24 protein-coding genes are annotated in these 23312 nt (G+C 71.0%); 12 read left to right on the forward strand and 12 right to left on the reverse strand.

What is annotated here, in order from left to right:
* Positions 1-52: 52 nt before the first annotated feature.
* The 7 genes from ACFZDA_RS31680 to ACFZDA_RS31710 form a co-directional block, all read right to left on the reverse strand.
* Positions 53-2605: an ATP-binding protein gene (locus ACFZDA_RS31680; protein ID WP_391088357.1), complete on the reverse strand. Its 2553-nt coding sequence runs from the start codon at positions 2603-2605 to the stop codon at positions 53-55.
* Between the two features lie 45 nt (positions 2606-2650).
* A complete protein-coding gene (locus ACFZDA_RS31685; protein ID WP_391088359.1) occupies positions 2651-3334 on the reverse strand; it encodes a response regulator in 684 nt (227 codons plus the stop codon).
* Between the two features lie 120 nt (positions 3335-3454).
* Positions 3455-4066 carry a potassium-transporting ATPase subunit KdpC gene (kdpC, locus tag ACFZDA_RS31690; RefSeq protein ID WP_391088361.1) on the reverse strand — a complete coding sequence of 204 codons (612 nt, stop codon included), beginning with the start codon at positions 4064-4066 and terminating at the stop codon, positions 3455-3457.
* Between the two features lie 5 nt (positions 4067-4071).
* Positions 4072-6219 carry a potassium-transporting ATPase subunit KdpB gene (gene kdpB, locus ACFZDA_RS31695; RefSeq protein WP_391088363.1) on the reverse strand — a complete coding sequence of 716 codons (2148 nt, stop codon included), beginning with the start codon at positions 6217-6219 and terminating at the stop codon, positions 4072-4074.
* A complete protein-coding gene (gene kdpA, locus ACFZDA_RS31700; protein ID WP_391088364.1) occupies positions 6219-7880 on the reverse strand; it encodes a potassium-transporting ATPase subunit KdpA in 1662 nt (553 codons plus the stop codon). Before kdpA ends, kdpB begins: the two co-directional genes overlap by 1 nt.
* Before the next feature lie 31 nt (positions 7881-7911).
* Entirely contained in the window at positions 7912-8001 is a 90-nt protein-coding gene (kdpF, locus tag ACFZDA_RS31705) for a K(+)-transporting ATPase subunit F (RefSeq protein ID WP_037770757.1), read from the reverse strand.
* A complete protein-coding gene (locus tag ACFZDA_RS31710) occupies positions 7998-8171 on the reverse strand; it encodes a hypothetical protein (protein WP_391088366.1) in 174 nt (57 codons plus the stop codon). The genes kdpF and ACFZDA_RS31710 overlap by 4 nt, the downstream gene beginning before the upstream one ends.
* 179 nt (positions 8172-8350) lie before the next feature.
* On the opposite strand from ACFZDA_RS31710, the gene ACFZDA_RS31715 reads away from it, so the two are divergent.
* Positions 8351-8722, forward strand: a complete 372-nt coding sequence (locus ACFZDA_RS31715) for a hypothetical protein (RefSeq protein ID WP_391088368.1) — start codon at positions 8351-8353, stop codon at positions 8720-8722.
* Positions 8723-8765: 43 nt separating this feature from the next.
* Here ACFZDA_RS31715 and ACFZDA_RS31720 read toward each other — a convergent pair whose 3' ends face one another.
* Complete coding sequence (locus ACFZDA_RS31720; RefSeq protein ID WP_391088369.1) at positions 8766-9059, reverse strand: hypothetical protein; 294 nt, start codon at positions 9057-9059, stop codon at positions 8766-8768.
* A 31-nt stretch (positions 9060-9090) separates the two neighbouring features.
* Here ACFZDA_RS31720 and ACFZDA_RS31725 point away from each other — a divergent pair, with 31 nt between their 5' ends.
* Both ACFZDA_RS31725 and ACFZDA_RS31730 read left to right on the forward strand, forming a co-directional pair.
* Entirely contained in the window at positions 9091-9435 is a 345-nt protein-coding gene (locus ACFZDA_RS31725; protein WP_391088370.1) for a TetR family transcriptional regulator C-terminal domain-containing protein, read from the forward strand.
* A gap of 117 nt (positions 9436-9552) precedes the next feature.
* Positions 9553-10062 (forward strand): Asp23/Gls24 family envelope stress response protein, encoded by a 510-nt coding sequence (locus ACFZDA_RS31730; RefSeq protein WP_391088371.1) that lies wholly within the window; start codon positions 9553-9555, stop codon positions 10060-10062.
* Positions 10063-10088: 26 nt separating this feature from the next.
* Here the strand turns inward: ACFZDA_RS31730 and ACFZDA_RS31735 are convergent, their stop codons facing one another.
* Entirely contained in the window at positions 10089-10382 is a 294-nt protein-coding gene (locus ACFZDA_RS31735; protein WP_391088647.1) for an AzlD domain-containing protein, read from the reverse strand.
* A gap of 38 nt (positions 10383-10420) precedes the next feature.
* Entirely contained in the window at positions 10421-11104 is a 684-nt protein-coding gene (locus ACFZDA_RS31740) for an AzlC family ABC transporter permease (protein WP_391088373.1), read from the reverse strand.
* 69 nt (positions 11105-11173) lie between these two features.
* On the opposite strand from ACFZDA_RS31740, the gene ACFZDA_RS31745 reads away from it, so the two are divergent.
* Positions 11174-11746, forward strand: coding sequence for a helix-turn-helix domain-containing protein (locus tag ACFZDA_RS31745; RefSeq protein ID WP_391088375.1), 573 nt, complete (start codon positions 11174-11176; stop codon positions 11744-11746).
* A 135-nt stretch (positions 11747-11881) separates the two neighbouring features.
* Entirely contained in the window at positions 11882-13690 is a 1809-nt protein-coding gene (locus ACFZDA_RS31750; protein ID WP_391088376.1) for a hypothetical protein, read from the forward strand.
* Between the two features lie 48 nt (positions 13691-13738).
* Here the strand turns inward: ACFZDA_RS31750 and ACFZDA_RS31755 are convergent, their stop codons facing one another.
* On the reverse strand, positions 13739-14773 hold the full coding sequence (locus tag ACFZDA_RS31755; RefSeq protein ID WP_391088649.1) for a Ku protein: 1035 nt from the start codon (positions 14771-14773) through the stop codon (positions 13739-13741).
* A gap of 54 nt (positions 14774-14827) precedes the next feature.
* Here ACFZDA_RS31755 and ligD point away from each other — a divergent pair, with 54 nt between their 5' ends.
* On the forward strand, positions 14828-15709 hold the full coding sequence (gene ligD / locus ACFZDA_RS31760) for a non-homologous end-joining DNA ligase (RefSeq protein ID WP_391088378.1): 882 nt from the start codon (positions 14828-14830) through the stop codon (positions 15707-15709).
* Positions 15710-15748: 39 nt separating this feature from the next.
* Here ligD and ACFZDA_RS31765 read toward each other — a convergent pair whose 3' ends face one another.
* Positions 15749-16552, reverse strand: coding sequence for an NERD domain-containing protein (locus ACFZDA_RS31765; protein WP_391088380.1), 804 nt, complete (start codon positions 16550-16552; stop codon positions 15749-15751).
* Positions 16553-16671: 119 nt separating this feature from the next.
* Here ACFZDA_RS31765 and ACFZDA_RS31770 point away from each other — a divergent pair, with 119 nt between their 5' ends.
* From ACFZDA_RS31770 to ACFZDA_RS31795, 6 genes are all read left to right on the forward strand, one after another.
* On the forward strand, positions 16672-17175 hold the full coding sequence (locus ACFZDA_RS31770) for a protein phosphatase (protein ID WP_391088382.1): 504 nt from the start codon (positions 16672-16674) through the stop codon (positions 17173-17175).
* A gap of 726 nt (positions 17176-17901) precedes the next feature.
* Positions 17902-18600, forward strand: a complete 699-nt coding sequence (locus tag ACFZDA_RS31775) for a hypothetical protein (protein WP_391088383.1) — start codon at positions 17902-17904, stop codon at positions 18598-18600.
* Complete coding sequence (locus tag ACFZDA_RS31780) at positions 18597-19859, forward strand: ATP-binding protein (protein ID WP_391088385.1); 1263 nt, start codon at positions 18597-18599, stop codon at positions 19857-19859. Before ACFZDA_RS31775 ends, ACFZDA_RS31780 begins: the two co-directional genes overlap by 4 nt.
* A gap of 122 nt (positions 19860-19981) precedes the next feature.
* Positions 19982-20398 carry an SH3 domain-containing protein gene (locus ACFZDA_RS31785; RefSeq protein ID WP_391088387.1) on the forward strand — a complete coding sequence of 139 codons (417 nt, stop codon included), beginning with the start codon at positions 19982-19984 and terminating at the stop codon, positions 20396-20398.
* Positions 20399-20450: 52 nt separating this feature from the next.
* A complete protein-coding gene (locus ACFZDA_RS31790; protein ID WP_391088388.1) occupies positions 20451-21815 on the forward strand; it encodes an FtsW/RodA/SpoVE family cell cycle protein in 1365 nt (454 codons plus the stop codon).
* Complete coding sequence (locus ACFZDA_RS31795; RefSeq protein ID WP_391088390.1) at positions 21812-23275, forward strand: penicillin-binding transpeptidase domain-containing protein; 1464 nt, start codon at positions 21812-21814, stop codon at positions 23273-23275. Before ACFZDA_RS31790 ends, ACFZDA_RS31795 begins: the two co-directional genes overlap by 4 nt.
* Positions 23276-23312: the final 37 nt, after the last annotated feature.

Genomic DNA, 23312 nt, shown 5'->3' on the forward strand with positions numbered 1-23312 from the left:
GTGAACGACCGCTGTTGGAAAGGGTGGACGGAACCACCGAGCTGTTTCGCGGCTACGGCCTTGCCGTCGCCGACAGTTCGGTGGAGGCGGCGGCGTGCTCGGGGGCGGCCGGGAGGGTGAGCACCATGGTGAGGCCGCCGCCGGGGGTGTCCTCGGCGGTGAGCGTGCCGCCCATGGCCTCCACGAAGCCGCGCGCGACCGCCAGGCCGAGGCCGACTCCCGCTCCGCGCGGGGCGTCGCCGTAGCGCTGGAAGGGCTCGAAGATGCGGTCTTTGGCCTCTTCGGGGATGCCGGGGCCGCGGTCGACGACCCGGACCTGCACACGGTCGGCGAGGGCGCTGGCCGACACTGTCACCGGCTCGCCGTCGGGGCTGTATTTGACCGCGTTCTCCACGACGTTGGCGACGGCTCGCTCCAGCAGGCCCTTGTCGACGGCGACGATCGGCAGGGTCTCGGGGATGTCCAGGACGACGGCCGACTCCGGGTCGCGGATGCCGACGAGCGCCATGGGGACCACCTCGTCGAGGTCGACCTGGCGGATGAGGGGGGTGAGCGTGCCGGTTTGCAGGCGGGACATGTCCAGCAGGTTGCCCACGAGGTGGTCGAGGCGGTCGGCGCCCTCCTCGATCGCCTCCAGGAGTTCGGCCTGGTCCTCCTCGGACCACTCCACGTCGTCGGAGCGCAGGGAGGTGACCGCGGCCTTGATGCCGGCCAGCGGGGTGCGCAGGTCGTGGCTGACGGCGGCCAGCAGCGCGGTGCGGATGCGGTTGCCCTCGGCCAGTTCCTTGGCCTGATCGGCCTTTTGCTGCAGGCGTTGGCGGTCCAGGACCACGGCGGCCTGGGCGGCGAAGGCGGCCAGCACACGGCGGTCCTCCGCGGGCAGTACCCGGCCGGTGAGGGCCAAGGTCATATGGTCGCTGACCGGCATATCGACGTCCGCGTCTTCCGGCCGCTCCACCGGCCGCCCGTGACCGGCGCGGCCGGCGCAGGCCCAGGGTGCGACGTCACTGTCCCGTTCCAGCAGGGCTGCCGACTCCATGCCGAACGTCTCGCGCACGCGTTCCAGCAGGGCCTCCAGGGTGGTCTCGCCGCGCAGCACGTTGCCCGCGAGGAAGGAGAGGATCTCGGACTCGGCGCGCAGCCGGGCCGCCTGCTGGGTGCGTCGGGCGGCGAGGTCGACCACCGAGGCGACCGAGACGGCCACCGCGAAGAAGACGGCGATGGCGACGATGTTCCTGGGGTCGGCGATGGTCCAGGTGTGCACGGGCGGTGTGAAGAACCAGTTGAGGACCGCCGAGCCGACGGCAGCGGAGGCCAGCGCCGGGAGGAGTCCGCCGAGCAGAGCCGCCGCCACCGTCAGTGACAGGAACAGCAGCACGTTGTTGGCGAGGCCGAGGTCCGCGTCGACGTGGTTCAGCAGCAGCGTCAGCAGCGCCGGGCCGGCCACGCCGACCAGCCAGCCCCAGATGATCCGTAGCCGGCCGAGCCGTGCGCCCCGGGCGGCGGGCAGGCCGCGGCCCTTGCCCGCCTCGTCGTGGGTGATCAGGTGGACGTCGAGGTCGGGGCCCGAGTCCCGGGCGACGGTCGCACCGACGCCCGGCCCGAAGATGTACTGCCAGCTCTTGCGGCGCGAGACGCCCAGCACGATCTGGGTGGCGTTCACTCCGCGCGCGAAGTCCAGCAGCGCCGCGGGGATGTCGTCGCCGACGACATGGTGGAAGGTGCCGCCGAGGTCCTCCACCAGGGTGCGCTGGAGGGCCAGTTCCTTCGGGGAGGCGGAGGTCAGTCCGTCACTGCGGGCGATGTAGACGGCGAGCACCTCGCCGCCGGCGCCCTTCTCGGCCAGGCGTGCGGCCCGGCGGATCAGCGTGCGGCCCTCGGGCCCGCCGGTCAGGCCCACCACGATCCGCTCCCGCGAGCCCCAGATCCTCGACACCTGATGCTCGCCCCGGTACTGCTGCAGGTACTCATCCACCCGGTCGGCCACCCACAGCAGCGCCAGTTCGCGCAGCGCGGTGAGGTTGCCGGGCCGGAAGTAGTTGGACAGGGCCGCATCCACCTTGTCGGGCTTGTAGATGTTGCCGTGCGCCATCCGCCGTCGCAGCGCCTCCGGGGACATGTCGACCAGCTCGATCTGGTCCGCCCGCCGCACCACTTCATCCGGCAGGGTCTCCTGCTGCCGTATGCCGGTGATCGACTCGACGATGTCGCCCAGCGACTCCAGGTGCTGGATGTTGACGGTCGAGACCACGTCGATCCCTGCCGCGAGCAGTTCCTCGACGTCCTGCCAGCGCTTGGCGTTGCGGGAGCCGGGGATGTTCGTGTGCGCCAGCTCGTCCACGAGCGCCACCCGGGGGCGGCGAGCGAGGACCGCGTCCACGTCCATCTCGGTGAAGAGGGCGTCGCGGTAGTCGATCTCGCGGCGCGGGACCTGCTCCAGCCCGTGCAGCATCACCTCGGTACGCGGCCGGTCGTGGTGCTCCACGAAGGCCACCACGCAGTCGGTGCCGCGCTCGATCCGGCGGTGGGCCTCGGACAGCATGGCGTAGGTCTTTCCGACGCCGGGTGCCGCGCCGAGGTAGATCCGAAGCTTGCCGCGTGCCATGTCTCGTCTCTGCTCTTCTGTGCCGGCGGTGCGTGAGTGACCCCGTCAGGACTCGAAGCGGTAGCCCATACCGGGTTCGGTGATCAGATAGCGCGGGTGTGCCGGGTCCGCTTCGAGTTTGCGCCGCAGCTGGGCCATGTACACCCGAAGGTAGTTCGTCTTGTTGCCGGACGAGACTCCCCAGACCTCCTGGAGCAGCTGCTTCTGCGTGATGAGGCGGCCCGGGTTGGTCACCAGGATCTCCAGCAGGTGCCACTCCGTGGGCGTGAGGCGGATGTCCCGGCCCTCTCGGCCGGCCTTCTTCGCCAACAGGTCGATGGTGAAATCGTCCGTCCGGACCAGGGCCGTCTCCGCGGCGAGGGAGACGGTCTCCGTACGGCGGACCGCAGCCCGCAACCGGGCCAGCAGCTCGCCCATGCTGAAGGGTTTGGTGATGTAGTCGTCGGCACCCGCGTCCAGGGCGGCGACCTTCTCCTCCGACGCCGTCCGGGCGGACAGCACCAGGATGGGCGTCCGACTCCAGCCCCGCAGCGCCTTGATGACGTCCACCCCGTCCATGTCGGGCAGCCCCAGGTCCAGCACGACCACATCGGGCCGGCGGGCAGCGGCGAGGCGCAGGGCCGTGGTGCCGTCGGGCGCCGCGTCGACGCCGTACTGCCGGGCCTCCAGGTTGATCACAAGGGCTCGTACGAGTTGTGGATCGTCCTCCACCACCAGCACCCGGGTCATCGGAGTGTGGCCTTCCTGTCATCAGCGGACGGGGCAGTGCGTTCGAACTGTGCCGGGAACCGGCGGGCAGCGGATCCCCCGCCCGCCGGCTCGCGGCTGCTGTCTGGCGGCTCAAGGCCATCAGTGCTCTGCCAGTTCCTTCAGCGCGATGTTGAGGTCGAGGACGTTGACGCGCGGCTGGTCCAGGAAGCCGGCCGTGCGGCCCTGGGTGTGGTCGTTGGCCAGCTTCTCGACCTGGGCGACGGTCAGACCGTTCGCCTTGGCCACGCGGTTGACCTGGATCCTGGCGTAGGCCGGGGAGATGTCCGGGTCGATGGCGGAGGCGGAACCGGTGACCGCGTCCTTGGGCACCTCGGACTCGGGCACGTCGTTGAAGGCGGCGACCTGCTTCTTGGCGGCCTCGACCATCTTCACCAGCTTCGGGTTGCCGGCGCTGAGCTGGCTGGAGCCGGTGGCCAGCGGGTCGTAGCCGCTGTTGGACGGCCGCCCCTGGAACCACTTGGGGTCCGGCTTGTCGGTGCCGGGCAGGTTCCAGCTCTGGCCGATCAGCTTGGAGCCGACCTCCTTGCCGTCCACGGTCACCATCGACCCGTTGGCCTTGTCGTGGAACAGCACCTGCCCGATCCCGGTGACGACCAGCGGGTAGGCGATCCCGGTCACCACGGTGAGGACCAGCAGCATGCGCAGCGCCGCCCACGCCATGCGCGCGGAGTTCATAAAAGAGGTGTTCATGTCCTTCACCCGATCCCGGGGATCTCAGAGATGAGCAGGTCGATGATCTTGATGCCGATGAAGGGGGCGATCAGCCCGCCCAGGCCGTAGACGGCGAGGTTGCGCCGGAGCATCTTGTCGGCGCTGACCGGCCGGTACTGCACGCCGCGCAGGGCGAGCGGCACGAGCGCGATGATGATCAGCGCGTTGAAGATCACCGCGGACAGGATCGCGGAGTCGGGCGAGGACAACTGCATGATGTTCAGCTTGTCCAGGCCCGGGTAGACGGCCGCGAACAGTGCCGGGATGATCGCGAAGTACTTCGCGACGTCGTTGGCGATGGAGAACGTCGTCAGCGCACCCCGGGTGATGAGTAGTTGCTTGCCGATCTCGACGATCTCGATGAGCTTGGTCGGGTTGGAGTCGAGGTCGACCATGTTGCCGGCCTCCTTGGCGGCCGACGTGCCCGTGTTCATCGCCACGCCGACGTCGGCCTGCGCGAGCGCGGGCGCGTCGTTCGTGCCGTCGCCGGTCATCGCGACGAGCTTGCCGCCGGCCTGCTCCCGCTTGATCAGGGCCATCTTGTCCTCGGGAGTGGCCTCCGCGAGGAAGTCGTCGACGCCCGCCTCCTCGGCGATCGCCTTCGCGGTGAGCGGGTTGTCACCGGTGATCATGACGGTCTTGATGCCCATGCGGCGCAGTTCCTCGAACCTCTCCCGCATGCCGTCCTTGACCACGTCCTTGAGGTGGATGACGCCGAGGATGCGGGCTCCCCGGTCGTCCTCGACGGCGACGAGTAGCGGCGTGCCGCCGGCTTCGGAGATGCGGCCCGCGATCTGGTCGGCGTCCTCGGCGATTTCACCGCCGCGCTCCTGGACCCAGGCGATGACCGAGGCCGTGGCCCCCTTGCGGACCTTGCGGCCGTCCACGTCGACGCCCGACATGCGGGTCTGCGCGGTGAACTCGATCCACTCCGCGTGCGCCAGCTCGCCCTGGTGCCGCTCGCGCAGCCCGTACTTCTCCTTGGCGAGGACGACGACGGAGCGGCCCTCGGGGGTCTCGTCGGCCAGGGACGACAGCTGGGCAGCGTCAGCAACCTCGGCCTCCGTCGTGCCGTGCACCGGCACGAACTCGGCGGCCTGCCGGTTGCCGAGGGTGATGGTGCCCGTCTTGTCCAGCAGCAGCGTGGAGACGTCACCGGCGGCCTCGACCGCCCGCCCCGACATGGCCAGCACGTTGCGCTGCACCAGCCGGTCCATGCCGGCGATGCCGATCGCGGACAGCAGGGCACCGATCGTGGTCGGGATCAGACAGACCAGGAGGGACACCAGCACGACGATGCCGAGCTTCGAACCCGCGTAGTCGGCGAACGGCGGCAGCGTCGCCACCGCCAGCAGGAAGACGATCGTCAACGACGCCAGCAGGATGTTCAGCGCGATCTCGTTCGGCGTCTTCTGCCGCGCCGCGCCCTCCACCAGGTTGATCATGCGGTCGATGAACGTCTCGCCCGGCTTCGTCGTGATCTTGATGACGATGCGGTCGGACAGCACCTTCGTACCGCCGGTGACCGCGGACCGGTCGCCGCCGGACTCGCGGATGACGGGCGCCGACTCACCGGTGATGGCGGACTCGTCCACCGACGCGACGCCCTCGATGACATCACCGTCGCCGGGGATGATGTCGCCGGCCTCGCAGACCACCAGGTCGCCGATCTTCAGCTCGGTGCCCGGGACTCGTTCCTCGGTTGTGCCGTCCTTCGCCAGCCGGCGGGCGACCGTGTCGGTCTTCGCCTTGCGCAGGGTGTCGGCCTGCGCCTTGCCGCGGCCCTCGGCCACCGCTTCGGCCAGGTTGGCGAAGATCACGGTCAGCCACAGCCAGGCGCTGATCGTCCAGCCGAACCAGTCACCCGGGTCCTTGAAGGAGAAGACGGTGGTCAGGACGGAGCCGATCAACACCACGAACATCACGGGTGACTTGATCATCACCCGTGGATCGAGCTTGCGGAAGGCGTCCGGCAGCGACCTCACCAGTTGCTTCGGGTCGAACACGCCGCCGCCGACCCGCCCGTCGGGCTTGTGTCCGGTCGGTGTGTCCGGATGGGGCGCGAGGGCCGGAGTGCCGGCGGACATGGCGTCCTGTTTCTTTACGCCGGTCTTCTTCGTGTTGGTCGTCATCACGCCAGCCCCTCCGCCAGCGGGCCCAGCGCCAGCGCCGGGAAGAATGTCAGGCCCGTGATGATCAGGATCGCGCCCACCAGAAGGCCGGTGAACAGCGGCTTCTCGGTGCGCAGCGTGCCCGCGGTCGCCGGGATGGGCTTCTGCCCGGCGAGGGAACCGGCCAGCGCGAGGACGAACACCATCGGCAGGAACCGGCCGAGCAGCATGCACAGGCCGAGCATCGTGTTGTGGTACTCGGTGTTGGCCGCGAAGCCCGCGAACGCGGAGCCGTTGTTGTTGCCGGCCGAGGTGTAGGCGTACAGGACCTCGGAGAAGCCGTGCGCGCCGATGTTCGTCATCGACGACTGGCCCTTGCCCAGCGCCATCGCGAGCGCGGTCCCGATCAGCACCAGGGCCGGGGTGACGAGGATGAAGCACGCGGCCAGCTTGATCTCACGGGTGCCGATCTTCTTGCCCAGGTACTCGGGCGTACGGCCCACCATCAGCCCGGCGATGAACACCGCGATGATCGCCATGATCAGCATGCCGTAGAGGCCGGAGCCGACACCGCCGGGCGCGATCTCACCGAGCATCATGCCCAGCAGCAGTACGCCGCCCGACAGCCCGCTGAACGAGTCGTGGAAGGAGTTGACCGAACCGGTGGACGTCATGGTGGTCGACACCGCGAACAGCGAGGAGGGGCCCTCGCCGAAGCGTTGCTCCTTGCCCTCCATCGCGCCGCCCGCCAGCTGCGAGGCGGTGCCCGGGTGGGCGTACTCGAGCCAGGTCACCGCGACCACGCCGGCGAACCAGATGACGCCCATCGCGGCCACGATGGCGTAGCCCTGCTTCACCGAGCCGACCATCTTCCCGAAGGTCCGCGGCAGCGAAAACGGGATCACCAGGAACAGGAAGATCTCCAGCAGGTTCGTGAACCCGTTGGGGTTTTCGAACGGGTGTGAGCTGTTGGCGTTGAAGAAGCCGCCGCCGTTCGTGCCGAAGTCCTTGATGGCCTCCTGCGAGGCCACCGCGCCAGGGCTGATGGCCTGCTTGTCGCCGGTCAGCGTGGTGATGGTGTGGATGTCGCCGAAGTTCTGGATGGCGCCCGCGGCGATCAGCAGCAAGGCCGCCACCACGCAGACCGGGATGAGGATACGGACGGTGCCGCGCACCAGGTCCGCCCAGAAGTTGCCCAGGTCTCCGGTACGGGAGCGAGCGAAGCCCCGCACCAGCGCGACAGCCACCGCGATGCCCACCGCGGCGGAGACGAAGTTCTGCACGGCCAGGCCCATCGTCTGGGTGACGTGGCTCATCGCCGTTTCGCCCGAATACGACTGCCAGTTGGTGTTCGACACGAAGGACGCGGCCGTGTTGAACGCCTGGTCCGGAGCGATCGCCTTGAAGCCGAGCGAGAACGGCAGCTTGTCCTGCACCCGTTGCAGCAAGTACAGGAACAGCACGCTGACGGCGGAGAAGGCCAGGACTCCGCGCAGATAGGCAGGCCAGCGCATCTCCGCATCCGGGTTGGCGCCCACCGAACGGTAGATCCACCGCTCGACGCGCAGGTGCCTCTTGGAGGAGTAGACGGCGGCCATGTGGTCGCCGAACGGACGGTGCACCAGGGCGAGCGCGCCGATCAGCGCGGCCACCAGGAGCACGTCGGCAAGAACGGGACTCATCTCGCCCGCTGCGGTAGCAGCTGATGTCACCTCAGAACCTCTCCGGGAAGATCAGTGCGAGGACGAGATAGCCCAGCAAGGCGACGGCCACGACCAGGCCGACGACGTTCTCGACGGTCACAGCTTCGCCACCCCCTTGGCGACGAGAGCCACCAGCGCGAACACCGCGATCGTGGCGACGACGAAGGCCACATCGGCCATCGCAAGCTCCTGGAAGAGGTTCGGGTAAGAACGGACCTCTAGAGGGAAGCCTCTTCCCGGGCTGAATCGACTGCCCTTAACGGAACGCATACGGCGACCCGCCCAGCTTTGACGCACCCCATACGCACGCCGCGTCAGGACGCGGCCACGCACCGAAGGACGAGCCGTCAAGGTCGCATCACCAGCGCGTCAGCGTCACGTCCATGAACGTGGAAGTTCCGGGAACCCGGCCCAGCGGCCGGTACTCTCGCCCCGGCCCGTGCGGCCCTGTGACCGGGCTCGCGCTGGTGCTCTTCCTCGTCCTCGTCCCGCCGCGCATCACAGCCGGGGAGGGCTGGCTGAGAGTGCGCGGCCCCTTGGGCCGCCGCCAGGTGCGGACCGATCGCCTGGTGTCCGTGCGCACCACGGGAAATGCCGGGCAGCGCCTGGTCCTGCGAGACTCTCTCGGCGGCCGTGTCGAGTTCGACCCGCGTGTCCTGATAGCCAATCCGTCGCTCTGGCACCACCTGGACACAGATGCCCGGGGCTCCGCACCGCGCGGCCGTCTGCGTGAGGGCTCGGCTGCGCTCGACCACTTGGCCCACCGCGTGGACCGCGAGACAACTTTGGCGATCTTCAGGATTTCCGGGCTGGAGATGTAGACCATCGACTCGCCCTCGGCCTATTGCCTCAGAGCCGCACGGCTCAGGCAAGTTGTGCTGTGTCCTCGCCGGGGCGTTTGATGCCCACGACCGTGACGCCGTGCCTGCTGCGGACCTGGCTCTGGGCGAGGGGGACGCCGGTGGCGATGTCCGGGGCGACGGTCTTCACCAGGGCGTAGTCGTCGTCGAACTCGATGAAGTCCAGCATCCGGCCGGTGACCAGATGGGCGACGCGTTCGCCCATCTCGTGCTCGGGCAGGACGACATGGTGGACCCCAAGACGCTCGAGGATCTGGCCGTGCTGGCGGCTGATGGCCTTGGCCCAGATATTGGGCACCTCGGCCTCCAACAGGTTGGAGCTGACCAGGATGGACGCCTCGCTGTCGCACACCCTGGCCGAACTCGCCTTGCCGGACGAGGAGTCGAGGGATCAGGCGCATGTATGGCTGGCCTTCGTCAGTCGTGCGCCCGCCAGTGAGCGGCTCGCCGCCGTCCTGCATGAGACGTACGGCAAGCTCCATGACCTCGTCGTGTGGCTCATCCGCTACGGCCAGGACGCCCGGGAGATCCCGCAGCATCTCGACGCCGCCCGGGAGGCGCATACGCTCCTCGCCGTCGCCGACGGTCTCACCGTTCAGGTCCTCGCGGGGCATCACTCCCCGGAGACGGCGGCGGCCGTCCTTCAGCGCCACGTCGATCACCTGGTGGGGTGAGCGCTCGTTCAGGAAATTTTCGGCACTTTCGCCCCATACGCACCAGTGCTCTACCGTGGATACGGGCGGATAGGAACGACGCTGCTCATACCCCGCACCGATCAAGAGGTGACGGTCATGACGGAGACCACACAGCGCAGAAACACCGCAACTGGGACGGGACAGCCGGACAGGGGCACGGCACAGGGCACGGCACAGCAGGGCCGCAGAGGAGACGGCACCGCTCCCCCGGAGGCCCGGGGAAGCACCGCTGTCGCGGACGTGGTCGTGGCGAAGATCGCGGGCATGGCGGCCCGGGAGATCCCCGAGATACACAACCTCGGCGGAGGGATGACCAGGGCCTTCGGGGCCATGCGCCAGCGCGTGCCCGGTGGGGGCAGTGGGGTCACCCAGGGAGTGAAGGTGGAAGTCGGCGAGCGCCAGGCCGCCGTCGATCTCGATGTCGTCGTCGAGTACGGCGCCGCCATCGCCGACACCGCCGCGGATGTGCGGACCAACGTCATCAACGCGGTGGAGCGCATGACCGGGCTGGAGGTCGTCGAGGTCAACATCGCCGTCGACGATGTCCATCTGCCGGATGAGGAGGACGAGGGCGAGTCCGGGCAGGAGGGACGGCGCGTGGCCTGAGGGATCCGGCTTCGCGCAAGGGAGTGTCACGGCACCCCCGCCAGTCGGAGCAGCGCCGTCGCGCCCGCCGCCGCGAGGACGACCGCGAGGAACGGGGCCCTGCGCCAGGCGAGCACCCCGCCGGTCAGGACCCCGAGCGGTCGGGCGGGGCCGGTGAAGACCTGGTCCTCGGTGAGGGCGGACGTGGTGGCCAGGGCCGCGAGCAGGAGGACGGCCGAGACCTCCAGCAGTCTCTCGGCGCGCTCCGGGAGCGTCCATCGTGCGCGCAGGGCCGGTCCGGCGAGGCGGAGCAGGAAGGTGCCGGCCGCCAGGGCGAGCATCGCCGCCAGCGTCGGCGGGAGGGGTATGGCCGTATCGCTCACCGGGTGGCCTTCTTCCTCGTCCGGACGGTGAACAGGGGCAGGGCGGTCAGGGCCAGCAGGACCGGCAGGCCCGCCGGGAGGAACGGGGTGACAGCCAGGGCCAGGGCCGCGGCGGCCAGGGCCGTGCGACGCAGGGGCCTGTCCTTCAGCGCCGGAAGGATCAGTGCCAGGATCACCGCGGGGAACATGGCGTCCAGGCCGAGGGCGTCGGTGTCCCGCACGGCGCCGCCGAGCAGGGCGCCCAGCGCCGCGCCGGCGGGCCAGCAGACGAGGATGCCCAGGCCGCAGAGCCAGTACGCGGCCCGTTTGCGCTCCGGCTCGTCCTGGGCGAGGGCGAAGACGACCGTCTCGTCGTTCATGAGATGCGTGCCGAGCACCCGGCGCAGGCCCTGCCCGAGGACGTCGTGCACCGCCAGACCGAACGGCAGATGGCGCGCGTTGACGAGCAGTCCGGCCAGCAGCGCGGCGATCGGGCTGCCGCCGGCGGCGATGATCCCGACGAACAGGAACTCCGACGAGGCGGCCAGGACGAGCACTCCCATCACGGCCGGGAACCACCAGGCGAACCCGGACGCGACCGCGACGGCGCCGTAGGACAGGCCGATCAGCCCCACCGCCAGACAGACCAGCGCGATGTCGCGGAGGAGCCGGACCTCTAGTGTTCTCCATAGCGAACGCATGATTTTTATAGTGAACATGGCGTAGGATGTTCGTCAAGACGAACGGATGACCATTGGAGCGAACACGCCATGTCCGACGACGCCGGCCCGGCCCCGAAACCCCCGATCGAAGTGATCGCCGCCTCGCTGCGGGCGGAACGCGTCCGGGCGGGACTGTCCCTCACCGAGGTCGCCCGCCGGGCCGGGCTCGCCAAGTCCACGCTCTCCCAGCTGGAGTCGGGCACCGGGAATCCGAGCCTGGAGACACTGTGGGCGCTCTGCGTGGCGCTGGAGATCCCCTTCTCGCGGCTTGTGGCCGTGTCGCGGCCGCAGGTCCAGGTGATCCGGGCGGGGGAAGGGCCGGCCGTCGGGTCCGAGCAGAGCGACTACCGGGCCACGCTCCTCGCCGCCTCCCCACCGGGGGCCCGGCGGGACGTCTACAGCGTCGCCGCCGAGCCCGGGCCGCAGCGCTCTTCCACGCCGCACCCGCCCGGGGTCGTCGAGCACGTCGTGATCAGCTCGGGCCGGGCCCTGGTGGGCATCGCCGACGAGCCGGTGGAACTCCGCCCGGGCGACTACATCTGCTATCCCGGCGATGTCCCGCATGTCTTCCAGGCGCTGGAGCCCGGCACTCGCGCGGTACTCGTCTCCGAGCACCACTGACTGCCCTCGGTCTGTAAGCGTTTCCGGTCGGATGCCCCGCCCGCTCCGCCAGTATTGACGGGCACTCAGCTCGGTGCTTCCATCACAGCGGTGAAAACGGTTAACCATCGCCGGGGCGAAGGAGAGTGAATTGTCATGCGCATGAGGATCACGGCGACGGTCCTGACCGTCTGCGCCGCACTCACGATCACCGCCCCGAGCCCCGCCCCGACGGTGCAGGCCGCACGGGTGATGGAGAATCTCGGCCGCGGCGTCGTGGCGGTGCGCTCCGGCAGCACGCAGGTCCTGGTCTCCTGGCGGCTGCTGGGCCTCGACCCGGAGGGCATCGGGTTCAACGTGTACCGGTCCACGGCCGGCGGCGCGTATGTGAAGCTCAACTCCGGTGTGCTGACCGGCGGGACGAACTACACCGACTCCACGGCCGATCTCACACGCCCCAACAGCTACCGCGTGGCCCCGGTCGTCGGCGGTCGGGAGCAGGCACCCAGCGGTGCCTTCACGCTGTCGGCCGGCCATGCCGTGGAGCCCGTGGTGCGCGTGCCGTTACGGTCCGGCGGTGCGGTGAAGTTCGTCTGGGCCGGCGACCTCGACGGCGACGGTGAGTACGACTACGTCGTCGACCGGCAGACCTCCCCGCAGAAGCTGGAGGCGTACAGCGGTGACGGCGACTTCCTCTGGGAGGTCGACCTGGGTCCCAACAGCCGGAACCAGGACAACATCGAGCCGGGGTCGTCCGCGATCGACGTGGGCCACTGGGACGGCGTCACGGTCTACGACTTCGACAGCGACGGCCGTGCCGAGGTCGCCCTGCGGATCGCCGACGGGGTCAGGTTCGGCGACGGCGCGACCTGGACGCACGAGGACGACGCGCGGCAGTTCATGGCCGTGCTCGACGGCCGGACCGGGGCACTGCGCAACTGGTCCGCCGTACCCACGACGTATCTGGCGGACGGCCCGATGGGCGCGCGCCTCGGGGTGGCGTATCTCAACGGCACCACGCCGAGCCTGGTCGCCTACATGAAGAACCGGCGGGACGACGGGGCGTTCAACCTGATGATGGGCGCCTGGAAGTTCGACGGGGACTCGCTGGACCGCCAGTGGACCTGGCGGCGCGGCGGCCAGGACGCGCCCGACGGGCACAACACGCGCGCCCTCGACGTCGACGGCGACGGGAGGGACGAGATCGCCGAGATCGGGTTCGTGCTGGGCGGCGACGGCTCGCTGCGCTACTCCATGGGACCGAAGGGCATCGTCCACGGCGACCGTTTCCACATCGCCGACATGGACCCGAGCCGCCCGGGCCTGGAGGGCTACGGCGTGCAGCAGGACAACCCGAGCGGTCTGCTCGAGTACTACTACGACGCCGCGAACGGCGATGTGATCTGGCGGCACGGCGGGGGCCCCGGGGACGTCGGCCGCGGCATGGCCGGTGACGTCGATCCGCGCTTTCCCGGCATGGAGGTCTGGTCCTTCTCCGGCCTCTACAACGCGGGCACCAACCGGCTCGCCGAGCCGGACGCCTCGCTTCGCCCCTGGCCGCAGCTGGGTCTGTGGTGGGACGGGGACCTCACCGTGGAACTGCTCAACGACGGCAAGATCGAGAAGTGGGACCCGGCCCGCCCGACGCCGAGCGGCAGCCTGCCCCGGCTGGTCAGCACCTGGAACCACGGCGCCGTCAAGGCCGCCCAGGGCGGTCCGACGCTCGTCGGCGACCTCTTCGGCGACTGGCGCGAGGAGGCCGTGTACACCAACGCGTCCTACGACGAGCTGATCATCTTCACGACCGACCGGCCGACGACCCACCGGCTGTACACCCTGGCGCACAACCCCGCCTACCGGAACGCCATGACCTTCAAGGGCTATCTGCAGTCCCACCACGTCGACTACTTCCTGGGGGCGGGCATGGCCGTCCCGCCCCGGCCGGACATCACGTACGCGCCGTGACGCACCCGCGCTCCGAGGGGGCCGAGGGGACCGATGGAGCCGATGGGGTCAGGCCGGGCGTTTGCGGGGGGTCGACTTCTTCGTGGCCGTCTTCTTCGCGGCGCTCTTCGAAGCCGCCGTCTTCTTCGTGCCCTGGCCGGACTTGGCGGTCGACTTCTTCGCGGACGCCGCGGTCTTCTTGGCCGCCGTCTTCTTCGCGGTGGACGCCGACTTCTTGCCGCCGGTCTGCTTGGGCGCCGCGCGGGCCATCTTGCGCTGCGGGAGCGACTTGACCTCGGCGTGCTCGCCCGCCTCCTCGCCCCGGGACTCGCGTGCCGCGCGGACGCTGTTCTCCAGGGCCGCCATGAGGTCGAGGACCTTGCCGCCCGTGGCCGGCTCGGGAGCCTGCGGCAGGGCCTCGCCGGCGGCCTTCGCGGCGATGACCTCCTCCACGGCCTCGCGGTACTCGTCGTGCAGGTCCTCCAGGTCGACCTCGCCCAGGGTGTCCATCAGGGCGTCGGCCAGATCCAGTTCCTGGTCGCGGACCGTGACGTTCGTGTCGGGGGCCACGCCCTCGGGGGCGCGGACCTCGTCCGGCCACAGCAGGCCGTGCATGGCGATGGCCTCGCCGACCACCCGCAGCATGCCCAGGCGCTCCCGGCCCCGCAGGGCGAACTTCGCGATCGCCACCTTGTTGCTGCGCTTGAGCGCCTCCCGCAGCAGGGTGTACGGCTTCGCCGCCGGGGCGCCGCTCGCCTGGAGGTAGTACGCGGCGTCCATCTGGAGCGGATCGATCCGGTCCGCCGGGACGAAGGCGACGATCTCGATCGTCTTGGCCGTCGGGATCGGCAGGCTGGACAGGTCCTCGTCGGTGATCGGGATGATCGAGCCGTCCGCGTCCTCGTAGCCCTTGCCGATCTCCCCCTGGGTGACCTCCCGGTCCTCCAGCTCACAGAACTTGCGATACCGGATGCGGCCGCCGTCGTCGGTGTGGATCTGGCGGAAGGAGATCGAGTGGCTCTCGGTGGCGTTCACCAGCTTGATCGGAATGCTGACCAGGCCGAAGGAGATGGCGCCGTTCCATATGGATCTCACGTGCAGCACCCTTCCGGTCACTCTCGGGAGTGTTTGTCACGATTCGCGTGAGATTCTTATCGTATGGCGCCTATCACAGTGGTGGAGGGGCGACGGCTCCCGCTCAGCAATCTGGACAAGGTGCTCTATCCCGCCACCGGCTTCACCAAGGGCGAGGTCCTGCACTACTACGCGACCGTCGCCGAGGTCCTGCTGCCCCATCTGCGCGACCGGGCGGTGTCCTTCCTGCGGTATCCGGACGGGCCGGACGGGCAGGTGTTCTTCACGAAGAACGTCCCGCCGGGTACGCCCGACTGGGTCACCACCGCCGAGGTGCCGCGGGTCGAGGGACCCTCGCGGATGGTCCTGGTGCAGGACCTGCCGAGCCTGATGTGGGCGGCCAACCTCGTCACGGAGTTCCACACCCACCAGTGGCTCGTCGACACGCCGGACGAGGCCGACCGCATCGTCTTCGACCTGGATCCGGGAGCGCCCGCGAGCATCGTGCAGTGCTGTGAGGTCGCACTGTGGCTGCGGGAGCGGCTCGCGGCGGACGGCATCGAGGCGTACGCCAAGACCTCCGGCTCGAAGGGGCTGCATCTGCTCGCGGCCGTGCGCGGGGCCTCCTCCGAGCGGGTGTCGGAGTACGCCAAGTCGCTGGCCGTCGAGGCGGAGAAGGCCATGCCCCGGCTCGCGCTGCACCGGATGACCAGGAATCTGCGCCCCGGGAAGGTCTTCGTCGACTGGAGCCAGAACGCCGCGCGCAAGACCACGGCGACCCCCTACACCCTCCGGGCCCGCCCCGAGCCGACCGTCTCGGCGCCCGTGACCTGGGAAGAGGTCGAGGAGTGCGGCTCGCCCGGCCGGCTGGACTTCCGCGCGACCGACATCGCCGCCCGGGTGCAGGACTACGGCGACCTGCTCGCCCCGCTCCTCGACCCGGACGGCGCGGGCCGGCTGCCCTAGTCAGGGGGCGCCCTCAGCAGGTACGGGCCTCGTACGCCCTCACACCCGCGTCCACGTGGTGCGGTCCCGTGCCATCGCGTGCAGCGCCTCCACGTCCGCCGGTTTCAGGACGCCGCCCTGGCGGGCCAGGGCCGGCACCTCCAGGTCCGTGAGGACGCGGACCTCGCGCGGTGCGGCCGGGACCGACACGGCCGTCGGGCCGACCAGGACGAGGACGGGGCGGACCTCCGCCGTCAGGGCGTAGGAGGCGCGGTCGGCGTCGGCGCGCACGCCCAGGAGCAGGGCGGTCGGTTCGCGGCGGCCCAGGGTGACCATGGGGTCGGTGACCGTCACCCGCTGCTTGCGTGCGTACAGGGTGTGCAGCGCGTACAGCCCGCCGGGGCCGATCAGCAGGTGGTGGATGCGGCTGCCGCCGGGGAGCGGGACGGAGTGCACGGCGTGCCAGCCGGCGCCGTCCAGGCGGTCCAGGGCGTCCCCGACCGTCTGCTCCGCCTCCAGGGCCCGGCGGCGTGGGTCGGGGCGCAGCCGGCGGGCCGGGCCGGGGTCGCGGTCGAGGGCGACGAGGAGGGCCTCGCCGGGGCGGTTGGGGGCCAGGTCGTCGTCGGGGTGCAGGGTCAGACGGGCGAGCTCGGCGGGGGTCGGCACCGGGGGCGGCCCCACCGCCACCGGGCCGGTGAGGAAGGGTTTGAGGGCTCGGAGCACGTCGTCCTCACGGTCCTCGCCCAGCAGGTTGACCCGGCCCGCCTCACGGTCGTACCAGGCGATGTTCCTGCCGTCCGGGAGGCAGACGTACAGCCGTTCCTGACCGTGCCGCCAGGTCGGTATGACGCGCAGTCCGTCCATGCACCATCACCCCAGACCATGGGAACAGGCGGGGTGCTGCGGGGGCAAGAACCCGGTTACCTTGAGAGGAGTCGGGCCTGCCGGGGAGGCCCTCGGGCGGTGATGCTGGGGAGGCGCCGTTGCGTACCCGCAGGAAACCCGATGTTCCGGCTCCGGAGAGCCCCTGGGACGAGGTCGTCCCCGGGTTGTGGATGGGCGGCCACGAGTACACCGGGGGCTTGGGTCATCCGGAGTTCGCCGTCGTACGGGACGAGTTCGACCTGGTGCAGACGCTGCTGCGGCTGCCGGGGCACGGGCCCGATCCGGACGTCCCGCACCACGTCTGGCCCATCCCCGACGGACCGCTCGACGGGACGCAGCTCGCCGGTGTGATCCGGCTGGCCGAGGCCGCGTGCGAGGCGCTGGACGGGGGCCGCAAGGTGCTCGTCCGGTGTTACCACGGGTACAACCGCTCCGGTCTCGTCGTCGCGCACGCGCTGATACGGCGGGGGAGCTCCGCCGACGCGGCGATCCGGCTGATCCGGGACCGCCGGTCGCCCTGGGCGCTGCACAATGACTTGTTCGTCGAGTACCTGCGGGTCGGGCTGGCGACGGCCCGGCTGCTGGAGGAGCTCACCGAGTAGGAGGCACCCGGGCTCCCTCGCGCGCAAATAGGACTTCCTTACGAATAAGGTGTACGGGGCCGACGGCCGGTCCGAGCCGTGTGATCACCCTCGAACCGCAGGAGTGCAGTGCCCGTCAGCCGCGTCCGCAGCCTCCCCGGCCGCCCCGACGACCGTTCCGGTCCCCTGGGTGGCCCGTCCGGTTGCCGGGACGGCCTTTCCGCCTGCTCGGAGGGCGCTTTCGCCTGCTCGGGCGAACCCTCCGTCTCCCCGGAGGGCGCTTTCGCCTGCCCGGGCGAACCCTCCGTCTCCCCGGAGGGCCCTTCCGCCTGCCCGGGCGAACCCTCCGTCTCCCCGGACGGCCCTTCCGCCTGCCCGGGCGAACCCTCCGTCTCCCCGGACGGCCCGTCTGTCCGCCCGGGCGAACCCTCCGTCTCCCCGGACGGCCCGTCTGTCCGCCCGGACGGCCCTTCCGGCCGCGCCGACGGCTTTGCCGGCCGCCCTGACAGGCTTTCCGGCGACCTCGGAAGCCACCTCGGGCGCGCGGGAAGCCTGCTGAGCCGCCCGGAACGCCGACCGGGCCGACGGGGAAACCTGCTGGGCCGACTGGGAAGCAGCCTCCGTCGCATCGGGGCCTTGCCCGGCCGTACCGGAAGAAGCGACGACCGACCGGGAATCCGGCCGGCCCGACCAGGAAACCAACGCCGCCCCCGAAACCCCGGAAAAGTCGCCCGGGGCGCAGTCGGCGTGGTTCTCCTGCTCGGGGGTGCCGTGGGCTGTGGGGACGCCGGGGGGCTGGAGGCGGCCGGGGCGACTCCTACGGCTGTCGGGCCGGCTCGGCTGTGGCCCGAGTTGACGCCGGCGTCCAGTCCGGCCTTCGAGATCGGCGAGGTGAACACCGAGGTGGTCAAGGACGTCAAGGTGCCCGGCGACGACATCCACCGGGTCGACCCGGTCGGGGTCGTCCGGGCCGAGATCGCCGCGAGCCCGGGCGACTACGCCGGCGACAAGGCGCCCTACCGCGACACCAACCGCCGGATGGCCGACTGCGGCAGGGGCCCGGGGCAGGGACGGTGCCCGGTTCTCAGGCCGTACTACCGGGACCTGACGGGCGACGGGCGCGACGACCTGACGCTGGGCTTCCGGCTGCTGCCCGGCAAGACCACCGCGGTGCGCGTCTACACCGTGGACAAGCACCGGCTCGTGCAGGTGATGGCCTGGGAGGACGCGCTCAGCGGTGTCGAGCTGGCCGGGCGTTCCGTCGTCATCCGTTCGCCGTCGGAGGTCGCGGGCTACGAGTACCGCCTCCAGTGGACCTGGGACCGGGACCAGCGGGCCATGCTCCTCACCCAGGACGAGATGCTGCGCACCGGCCCGCGGAAGCACGCCCAGAAGCACGCCCCGTCCGCCTCCCCCGGCGTCTCCCCCTCGGCGAGCACCGGATGAGACCACGCCTGCCCGCGCTCCCCCCGTGGTCCGGGACGCTCGCCGCGAAGGCCGCCGCCTTCATCACCGTCATGTGCTGCGCGCTGGCGGCCCTGCTCGGCGTCCTGGTGCACGTGCAGGTGACGGACCAGACCGTCGGCCAGGCCCGCGACCAGGCGTTGCAGCGGCTGACGCAGGCGACGGAGCGCTACGAGGCCGGGGACTCGCTCAAACGTGGCGCCGGCGTGGATCCCCCGGGCCTGCCCCCGTCGCTGCGGAACCTCGCGGTCGGCGGGGACCGCGGCACGATGGTCGCCGACTTCGCGGGGCGCCCCCTGATGTGGGCGGCCGGCCCCGCCGACGGTCACCGGGCCCTGGCCGTGGCGGTCGACTACTCGCAGCAGGCCCGCACCATCGAGGGCCTGGACCGGGCGATCCTGTGGTCGTCGGGGCTGGCGATCGGGGCGACCCTGCTGGTCGGCGCGTTCGCGGTGACCCGGGTGACGCGGCGGCTGCACACCACGGCGCTGGTGGCCCGGCGGATCAGCGCGGGCGACCTGGACGCGCGCGTGAACGACCCCCTTACGGACCCGCGGACGAGGGCCCCGGCGCGCCCGCAGGACGAGGTGGCCGCGGTCGCCGCCGCGCTGGACTCCATGGCGTCGTCGTTGCAGGGCAAGCTGCTCGCGGAGCAGCGGTTCACCGCGGATGTCGCGCATGAGCTGCGCACGCCGCTGACCGGATTGCACGCGGCGGCCGAACTGCTGCCGCCCGGCCGTCCGACGGAACTGGTGCGGGACCGGGTGGCGGCCCTGCGGACCCTCACCGAGGACCTGCTGGAGATCTCCCGGCTGGACACCGGCCGGGAGCGGCTGGAGCTGGACACCGAGCAGCTGGGGCCGCTGGCCGAGCGGGTGGTGCGGGGCGCGGGCAGCGACACGGAGGTCAGGGTCGTACGGGACGTGGCCGTGGAGACGGACCGGCGGCGGCTGGAGCGGGTGCTGGGCAATCTCGTGGCGAACGCGCACAAGCACGCTCGGGGGCCGGTCGTGCTCACCGTGGACGGCCCGCTGGTCACCGTCCGGGACCACGGGGACGGTTTTCCGGAGTACCTGGTGGCGCACGGGCCGCAGCGGTTCCGTACGGAGGGCGGTGCCAAGGGGCACGGCCTGGGGCTGACGATCGCGCTGGGGCAGGCCGAGGTGCTGGGGGCGCGGCTGGAGTTCGGCAACGCCCCGGACGGCGGGGCGGTGGCGACCTTGAGACTGACAGCGCAGTGAGCGCACGCGCCCCTGCACGGCGTCCACCTATGGCCCAGCGTGAAGGGCGGGGCCCACAGGCCGATCCTAATGTGGCGATTAGTCAGCTTCGGCACCTTCGCCCCCACATGGAGGTAACCCCCATGTCCCTGCGCTCCCGCCTCTCCATAGCAACCGCCGCCGGGCTCCTCGCCGCCGCGGCCGCCGTCACCCCCGCCACCGCCGCCGCGTACGACGACTTGGACCCGAGCGGCGGCGACGGGGGCCACCACGGCCGGCAGGATCCGAGCGGCGGCGACGGGGACGAGCACGGCCGCCACGACGAGCGCCTCTTCGAGGGCGTCGTCACGGCGAGCACGCTGGCGCTGCGCAGCGCCCCGAACCGCGGCTCGCAGATCATCCGGTTCGCCCACCGGGGCGACATCGTCGAGATCTTCTGCAAGACCGGCGGCGAGACCGTGCAGGGCAACCCCCTCTGGTACCTCCTCACGGACGGCACGTGGGCCTGGGGCGCGGCCCGCTACATCGACAACATCGGTCCCGCGCCACGCTGGTGCTGACACTCGATCAGCCAAAGGCGCACAAGACGCACTGTTTGGGTAGGTTCCGGACATGAGCAAGGCCGGAATCACCGTGGCGACGGCGGACCCGCCCGCGCCCGCCGTCCGCCGCCCTCCCCGGCGCCGTGGCGTCGAACTCGCCCTCATCGTCCTGGCCGTACTGCTGTCCGTGTACGGCTACTGCGCCGTGGGCCTCGCCCAGCACGGCGCCCTCCCGCCCGGTGCCGCCGGCTACGGCGCCGGGCTCGGCGTGCTCGCGCTGCTGGCGCATGTGGCCGTGCGCCTGCGGGCCTCGCACGCCGACCCGCTCCTGCTGCCCATCGGCGTGCTGCTCAACGGGCTCGGCCTGGTGCTCATCTACCGGCTCGACCTGGAGACCCCGGGCGACCGGGCGGCACCGGCCCAGCTGATCTGGTCGACGCTGGGCGTGGCGCTGTTCATCCTGGTCGTCCTGTTGCTGCGGGACCACCGGGTGCTCCAGCGGTACACGTACGTCTGTGTCGTCGCCGCGCTCGTGCTGCTCACGCTGCCGATCCTGTTCCCGGCGGTGAACGGCGCCCGCATCTGGATCCGGCTCGCCGGGTTCTCCATCCAGCCGGGCGAGTTCACGAAGGTGCTGCTGGCGGTGTTCTTCGCCGCGTACCTGGCCGCGAACCGCAACGCCCTCGCCTACACCGGCCGCCGCCTCTGGAAGCTCCAGTTGCCCACCGGCCGGGTCCTCGGTCCGATCGTCGCCGTCTGGCTGGTGAGCGTCGGCGTCCTGGTCCTGGAGCGGGACCTGGGGACCTCGCTGCTTTTCTTCGGCCTGTTCGTCGTCCTGCTCTACGTCGCCACCGGCCGCACCGGCTGGATCGCCGTCGGTCTGCTGCTGGCCGCGCTGGGGGCGGTCGCCGTCGGCCGGCTGGAGCCGCATGTGCACAGCAGGATCGAGACGTGGCTGCACCCGTTCGCCTCCCTCGATGCGGGTGAGGGACCGAACCAGATCGCCCAGTCCCTGTTCGCCTTCGCGGAGGGCGGCATGCTCGGCACCGGCCTCGGCCTCGGTCACTCGATCCTCATCGGCTTCGCCGTGAAGTCGGACTTCATCCTGGCCACGGCGGGCGAGGAACTCGGCCTGGCGGGCCTGTCCGCGATCTTCCTCCTGTACGGCCTGCTGGTGGAGCGCGGCTACCGGGCCGGCCTCGCCCTGCGCGAGCCCTTCGGGCGGCTGCTCGCCGTCGGCCTCGCCTCGCTCGTGGCGCTCCAGGTGTTCGTGATCGCGGGCGGGGTGACCGGCCTGATCCCGCTGACCGGCATGGCGATGCCGTTTCTGGCGCAGGGCGGCTCGTCGGTGGTGACCAACTGGGCGATCGTGGCGTTGCTGGTGCGCGTCAGCGACTCTGCACGCCGCCAGTACGACGGGCCGGGCACACCGTGACGCGGCACATCCGGCACGCCGGCGTCTTCTGCGCCCTGCTGCTGGTGGCACTGTTGCTGAACGCCGCTCGCGTCCAGGTCGTCCAGGCCCCGGCCTACGACGGGAACCCCGCCAACCGCCGCCCGGAGATCTTCCGTTACGGCCAGCCGCGTGGCGACATCCTGGTCGGCGGCCGGCCCGTCACCGGCTCGAAGGACACCCGCGAGCACCTGCGCTACGAACGGACCTACACCGACGGCCCGTTGTACGCGCCGGTCACGGGTTTCGCCTCCCAGCTGTACGGGACGACGCTCCTGGAGAAGGCCGAGGACGGCATCCTGTCCGGCACGGACCCGATGCTCGCGCCGTTCCCGCTGTGGAACGACTTCACGCGTGCGCACAGCCGCGGCGGCGACGTCGTGACGACCCTCGACCCGGCCGCGCAGCGGGCGGCGTACCGGGGACTCGCCGGGCGCAAGGGCGCGGTGGCGGCGCTGGAGCCGTCGACCGGCCGGATCCTGGCGCTGGTGTCCGCCCCGTCCTACGACCCCCGGCCGCTGTCCGGCAACGGAGCGGCGGCGACCAGGGCGTGGCGGCGGCTGAACGCCGACCGGGACCATCCGATGCTCAACCGGGCGGTGCGGCAGACGTATCCGCCGGGCTCGACGTTCAAGGTCGTCACCGCGGCCGCCGCGCTGGACTCGGGCGTGGTCGGGAACCTCGACGCGCCGACGGACTCCCCCGACCCGTACACCCTGCCCGGGACCCGGACCCGTCTGACGAACGCCTCCCGCGGCTGCCGGGACGCCTCCGTACGGGAGGCCTTCACCCTCTCCTGCAACACGGTGTTCGCCAAGCTCGGCGTGGAGGTGGGGGTGGCGGACATGACGGCCACGGCCCACGCCTTCGGTTTCGACAACCCGGCCCTGCGGGTTCCCTTCCCGGTGGCCCGGTCCACCTTCGGCACCTCGCTCGACAGGGCCCAGCTCGCCCTGTCGTCGATCGGCCAGTACAACACCCGCGCCACGCCGCTCCAGATGGCGATGGTCGCGGCGGCCGTCGCCAACGGCGGCCAGGTACGGGAGCCGTACCTGGTGGAGCGCACGACACGGCCGGGCGGCAGCACGCTCGCGACCGCCGGCCCGCGCGCGGTCCGCCAGGCGATGTACCCCTCGACCGCGGTCCGGTTGCGGGCGCTGATGCGGGAGGTGGTCGAGGACGGCACCGGGCACCGGGCCGCGATCCGCGGCGCCAAGGTGGGCGGCAAGACCGGCACCGCCCAGCACGGCCTCGGCAACTCCGGTACGCCGTACGCCTGGTTCGTCTCCTGGGCGCAGGGCGAGCGCGATCCGGCGCCGCGGGTGGCGGTCGCGGTGGTCGTGGAGGACGCGGAGGCGGACCGCGGTGACATCAGCGGCGGCGGCGACGCGGCGCCGATCGCCCGGGTGGTCATGGAGGCGGTACTGAAGGCCGGCCGGTGAACAAGTGGCGCCCGGGGGATTGACGGGCTTGCTGACA

The organism is Streptomyces sp. NPDC007991 (assembly GCF_042958445.1).
Classification (GTDB): Bacteria; Actinomycetota; Actinomycetes; order Streptomycetales; family Streptomycetaceae; genus Streptomyces.

What these genes read in the sequence shown, in the direction of transcription:
- ACFZDA_RS31680 (WP_391088357.1), bottom strand. Translation starts at nt 2,605, where the DNA reads ATGGCACGCGGCAAGCTTCGGATCTACCTCGGCGCGGCACCCGGCGTC.
- ACFZDA_RS31685 (WP_391088359.1), bottom strand. Translation starts at nt 3,334, where the DNA reads ATGACCCGGGTGCTGGTGGTGGAGGACGATCCACAACTCGTACGAGCC.
- kdpC (WP_391088361.1), bottom strand. Translation starts at nt 4,066, where the DNA reads ATGAACACCTCTTTTATGAACTCCGCGCGCATGGCGTGGGCGGCGCTG.
- kdpB (WP_391088363.1), bottom strand. Translation starts at nt 6,219, where the DNA reads ATGACGACCAACACGAAGAAGACCGGCGTAAAGAAACAGGACGCCATG.
- kdpA (WP_391088364.1), bottom strand. Translation starts at nt 7,880, where the DNA reads ATGAGTCCCGTTCTTGCCGACGTGCTCCTGGTGGCCGCGCTGATCGGC.
- ACFZDA_RS31710 (WP_391088366.1), bottom strand. Translation starts at nt 8,171, where the DNA reads ATGCGTTCCGTTAAGGGCAGTCGATTCAGCCCGGGAAGAGGCTTCCCT.
- ACFZDA_RS31725 (WP_391088370.1), top strand. Translation starts at nt 9,091, where the DNA reads ATGGACGCCTCGCTGTCGCACACCCTGGCCGAACTCGCCTTGCCGGAC.
- ACFZDA_RS31730 (WP_391088371.1), top strand. Translation starts at nt 9,553, where the DNA reads ATGACGGAGACCACACAGCGCAGAAACACCGCAACTGGGACGGGACAG.
- ACFZDA_RS31735 (WP_391088647.1), bottom strand. Translation starts at nt 10,382, where the DNA reads ATGCTCGCCCTGGCGGCCGGCACCTTCCTGCTCCGCCTCGCCGGACCG.
- ACFZDA_RS31740 (WP_391088373.1), bottom strand. Translation starts at nt 11,104, where the DNA reads ATGCGTTCGCTATGGAGAACACTAGAGGTCCGGCTCCTCCGCGACATC.
- ACFZDA_RS31745 (WP_391088375.1), top strand. Translation starts at nt 11,174, where the DNA reads ATGTCCGACGACGCCGGCCCGGCCCCGAAACCCCCGATCGAAGTGATC.
- ACFZDA_RS31750 (WP_391088376.1), top strand. Translation starts at nt 11,882, where the DNA reads ATGCGCATGAGGATCACGGCGACGGTCCTGACCGTCTGCGCCGCACTC.
- ligD (WP_391088378.1), top strand. Translation starts at nt 14,828, where the DNA reads ATGGCGCCTATCACAGTGGTGGAGGGGCGACGGCTCCCGCTCAGCAAT.
- ACFZDA_RS31765 (WP_391088380.1), bottom strand. Translation starts at nt 16,552, where the DNA reads ATGGACGGACTGCGCGTCATACCGACCTGGCGGCACGGTCAGGAACGG.
- ACFZDA_RS31780 (WP_391088385.1), top strand. Translation starts at nt 18,597, where the DNA reads ATGAGACCACGCCTGCCCGCGCTCCCCCCGTGGTCCGGGACGCTCGCC.
- ACFZDA_RS31785 (WP_391088387.1), top strand. Translation starts at nt 19,982, where the DNA reads ATGTCCCTGCGCTCCCGCCTCTCCATAGCAACCGCCGCCGGGCTCCTC.
- ACFZDA_RS31790 (WP_391088388.1), top strand. Translation starts at nt 20,451, where the DNA reads ATGAGCAAGGCCGGAATCACCGTGGCGACGGCGGACCCGCCCGCGCCC.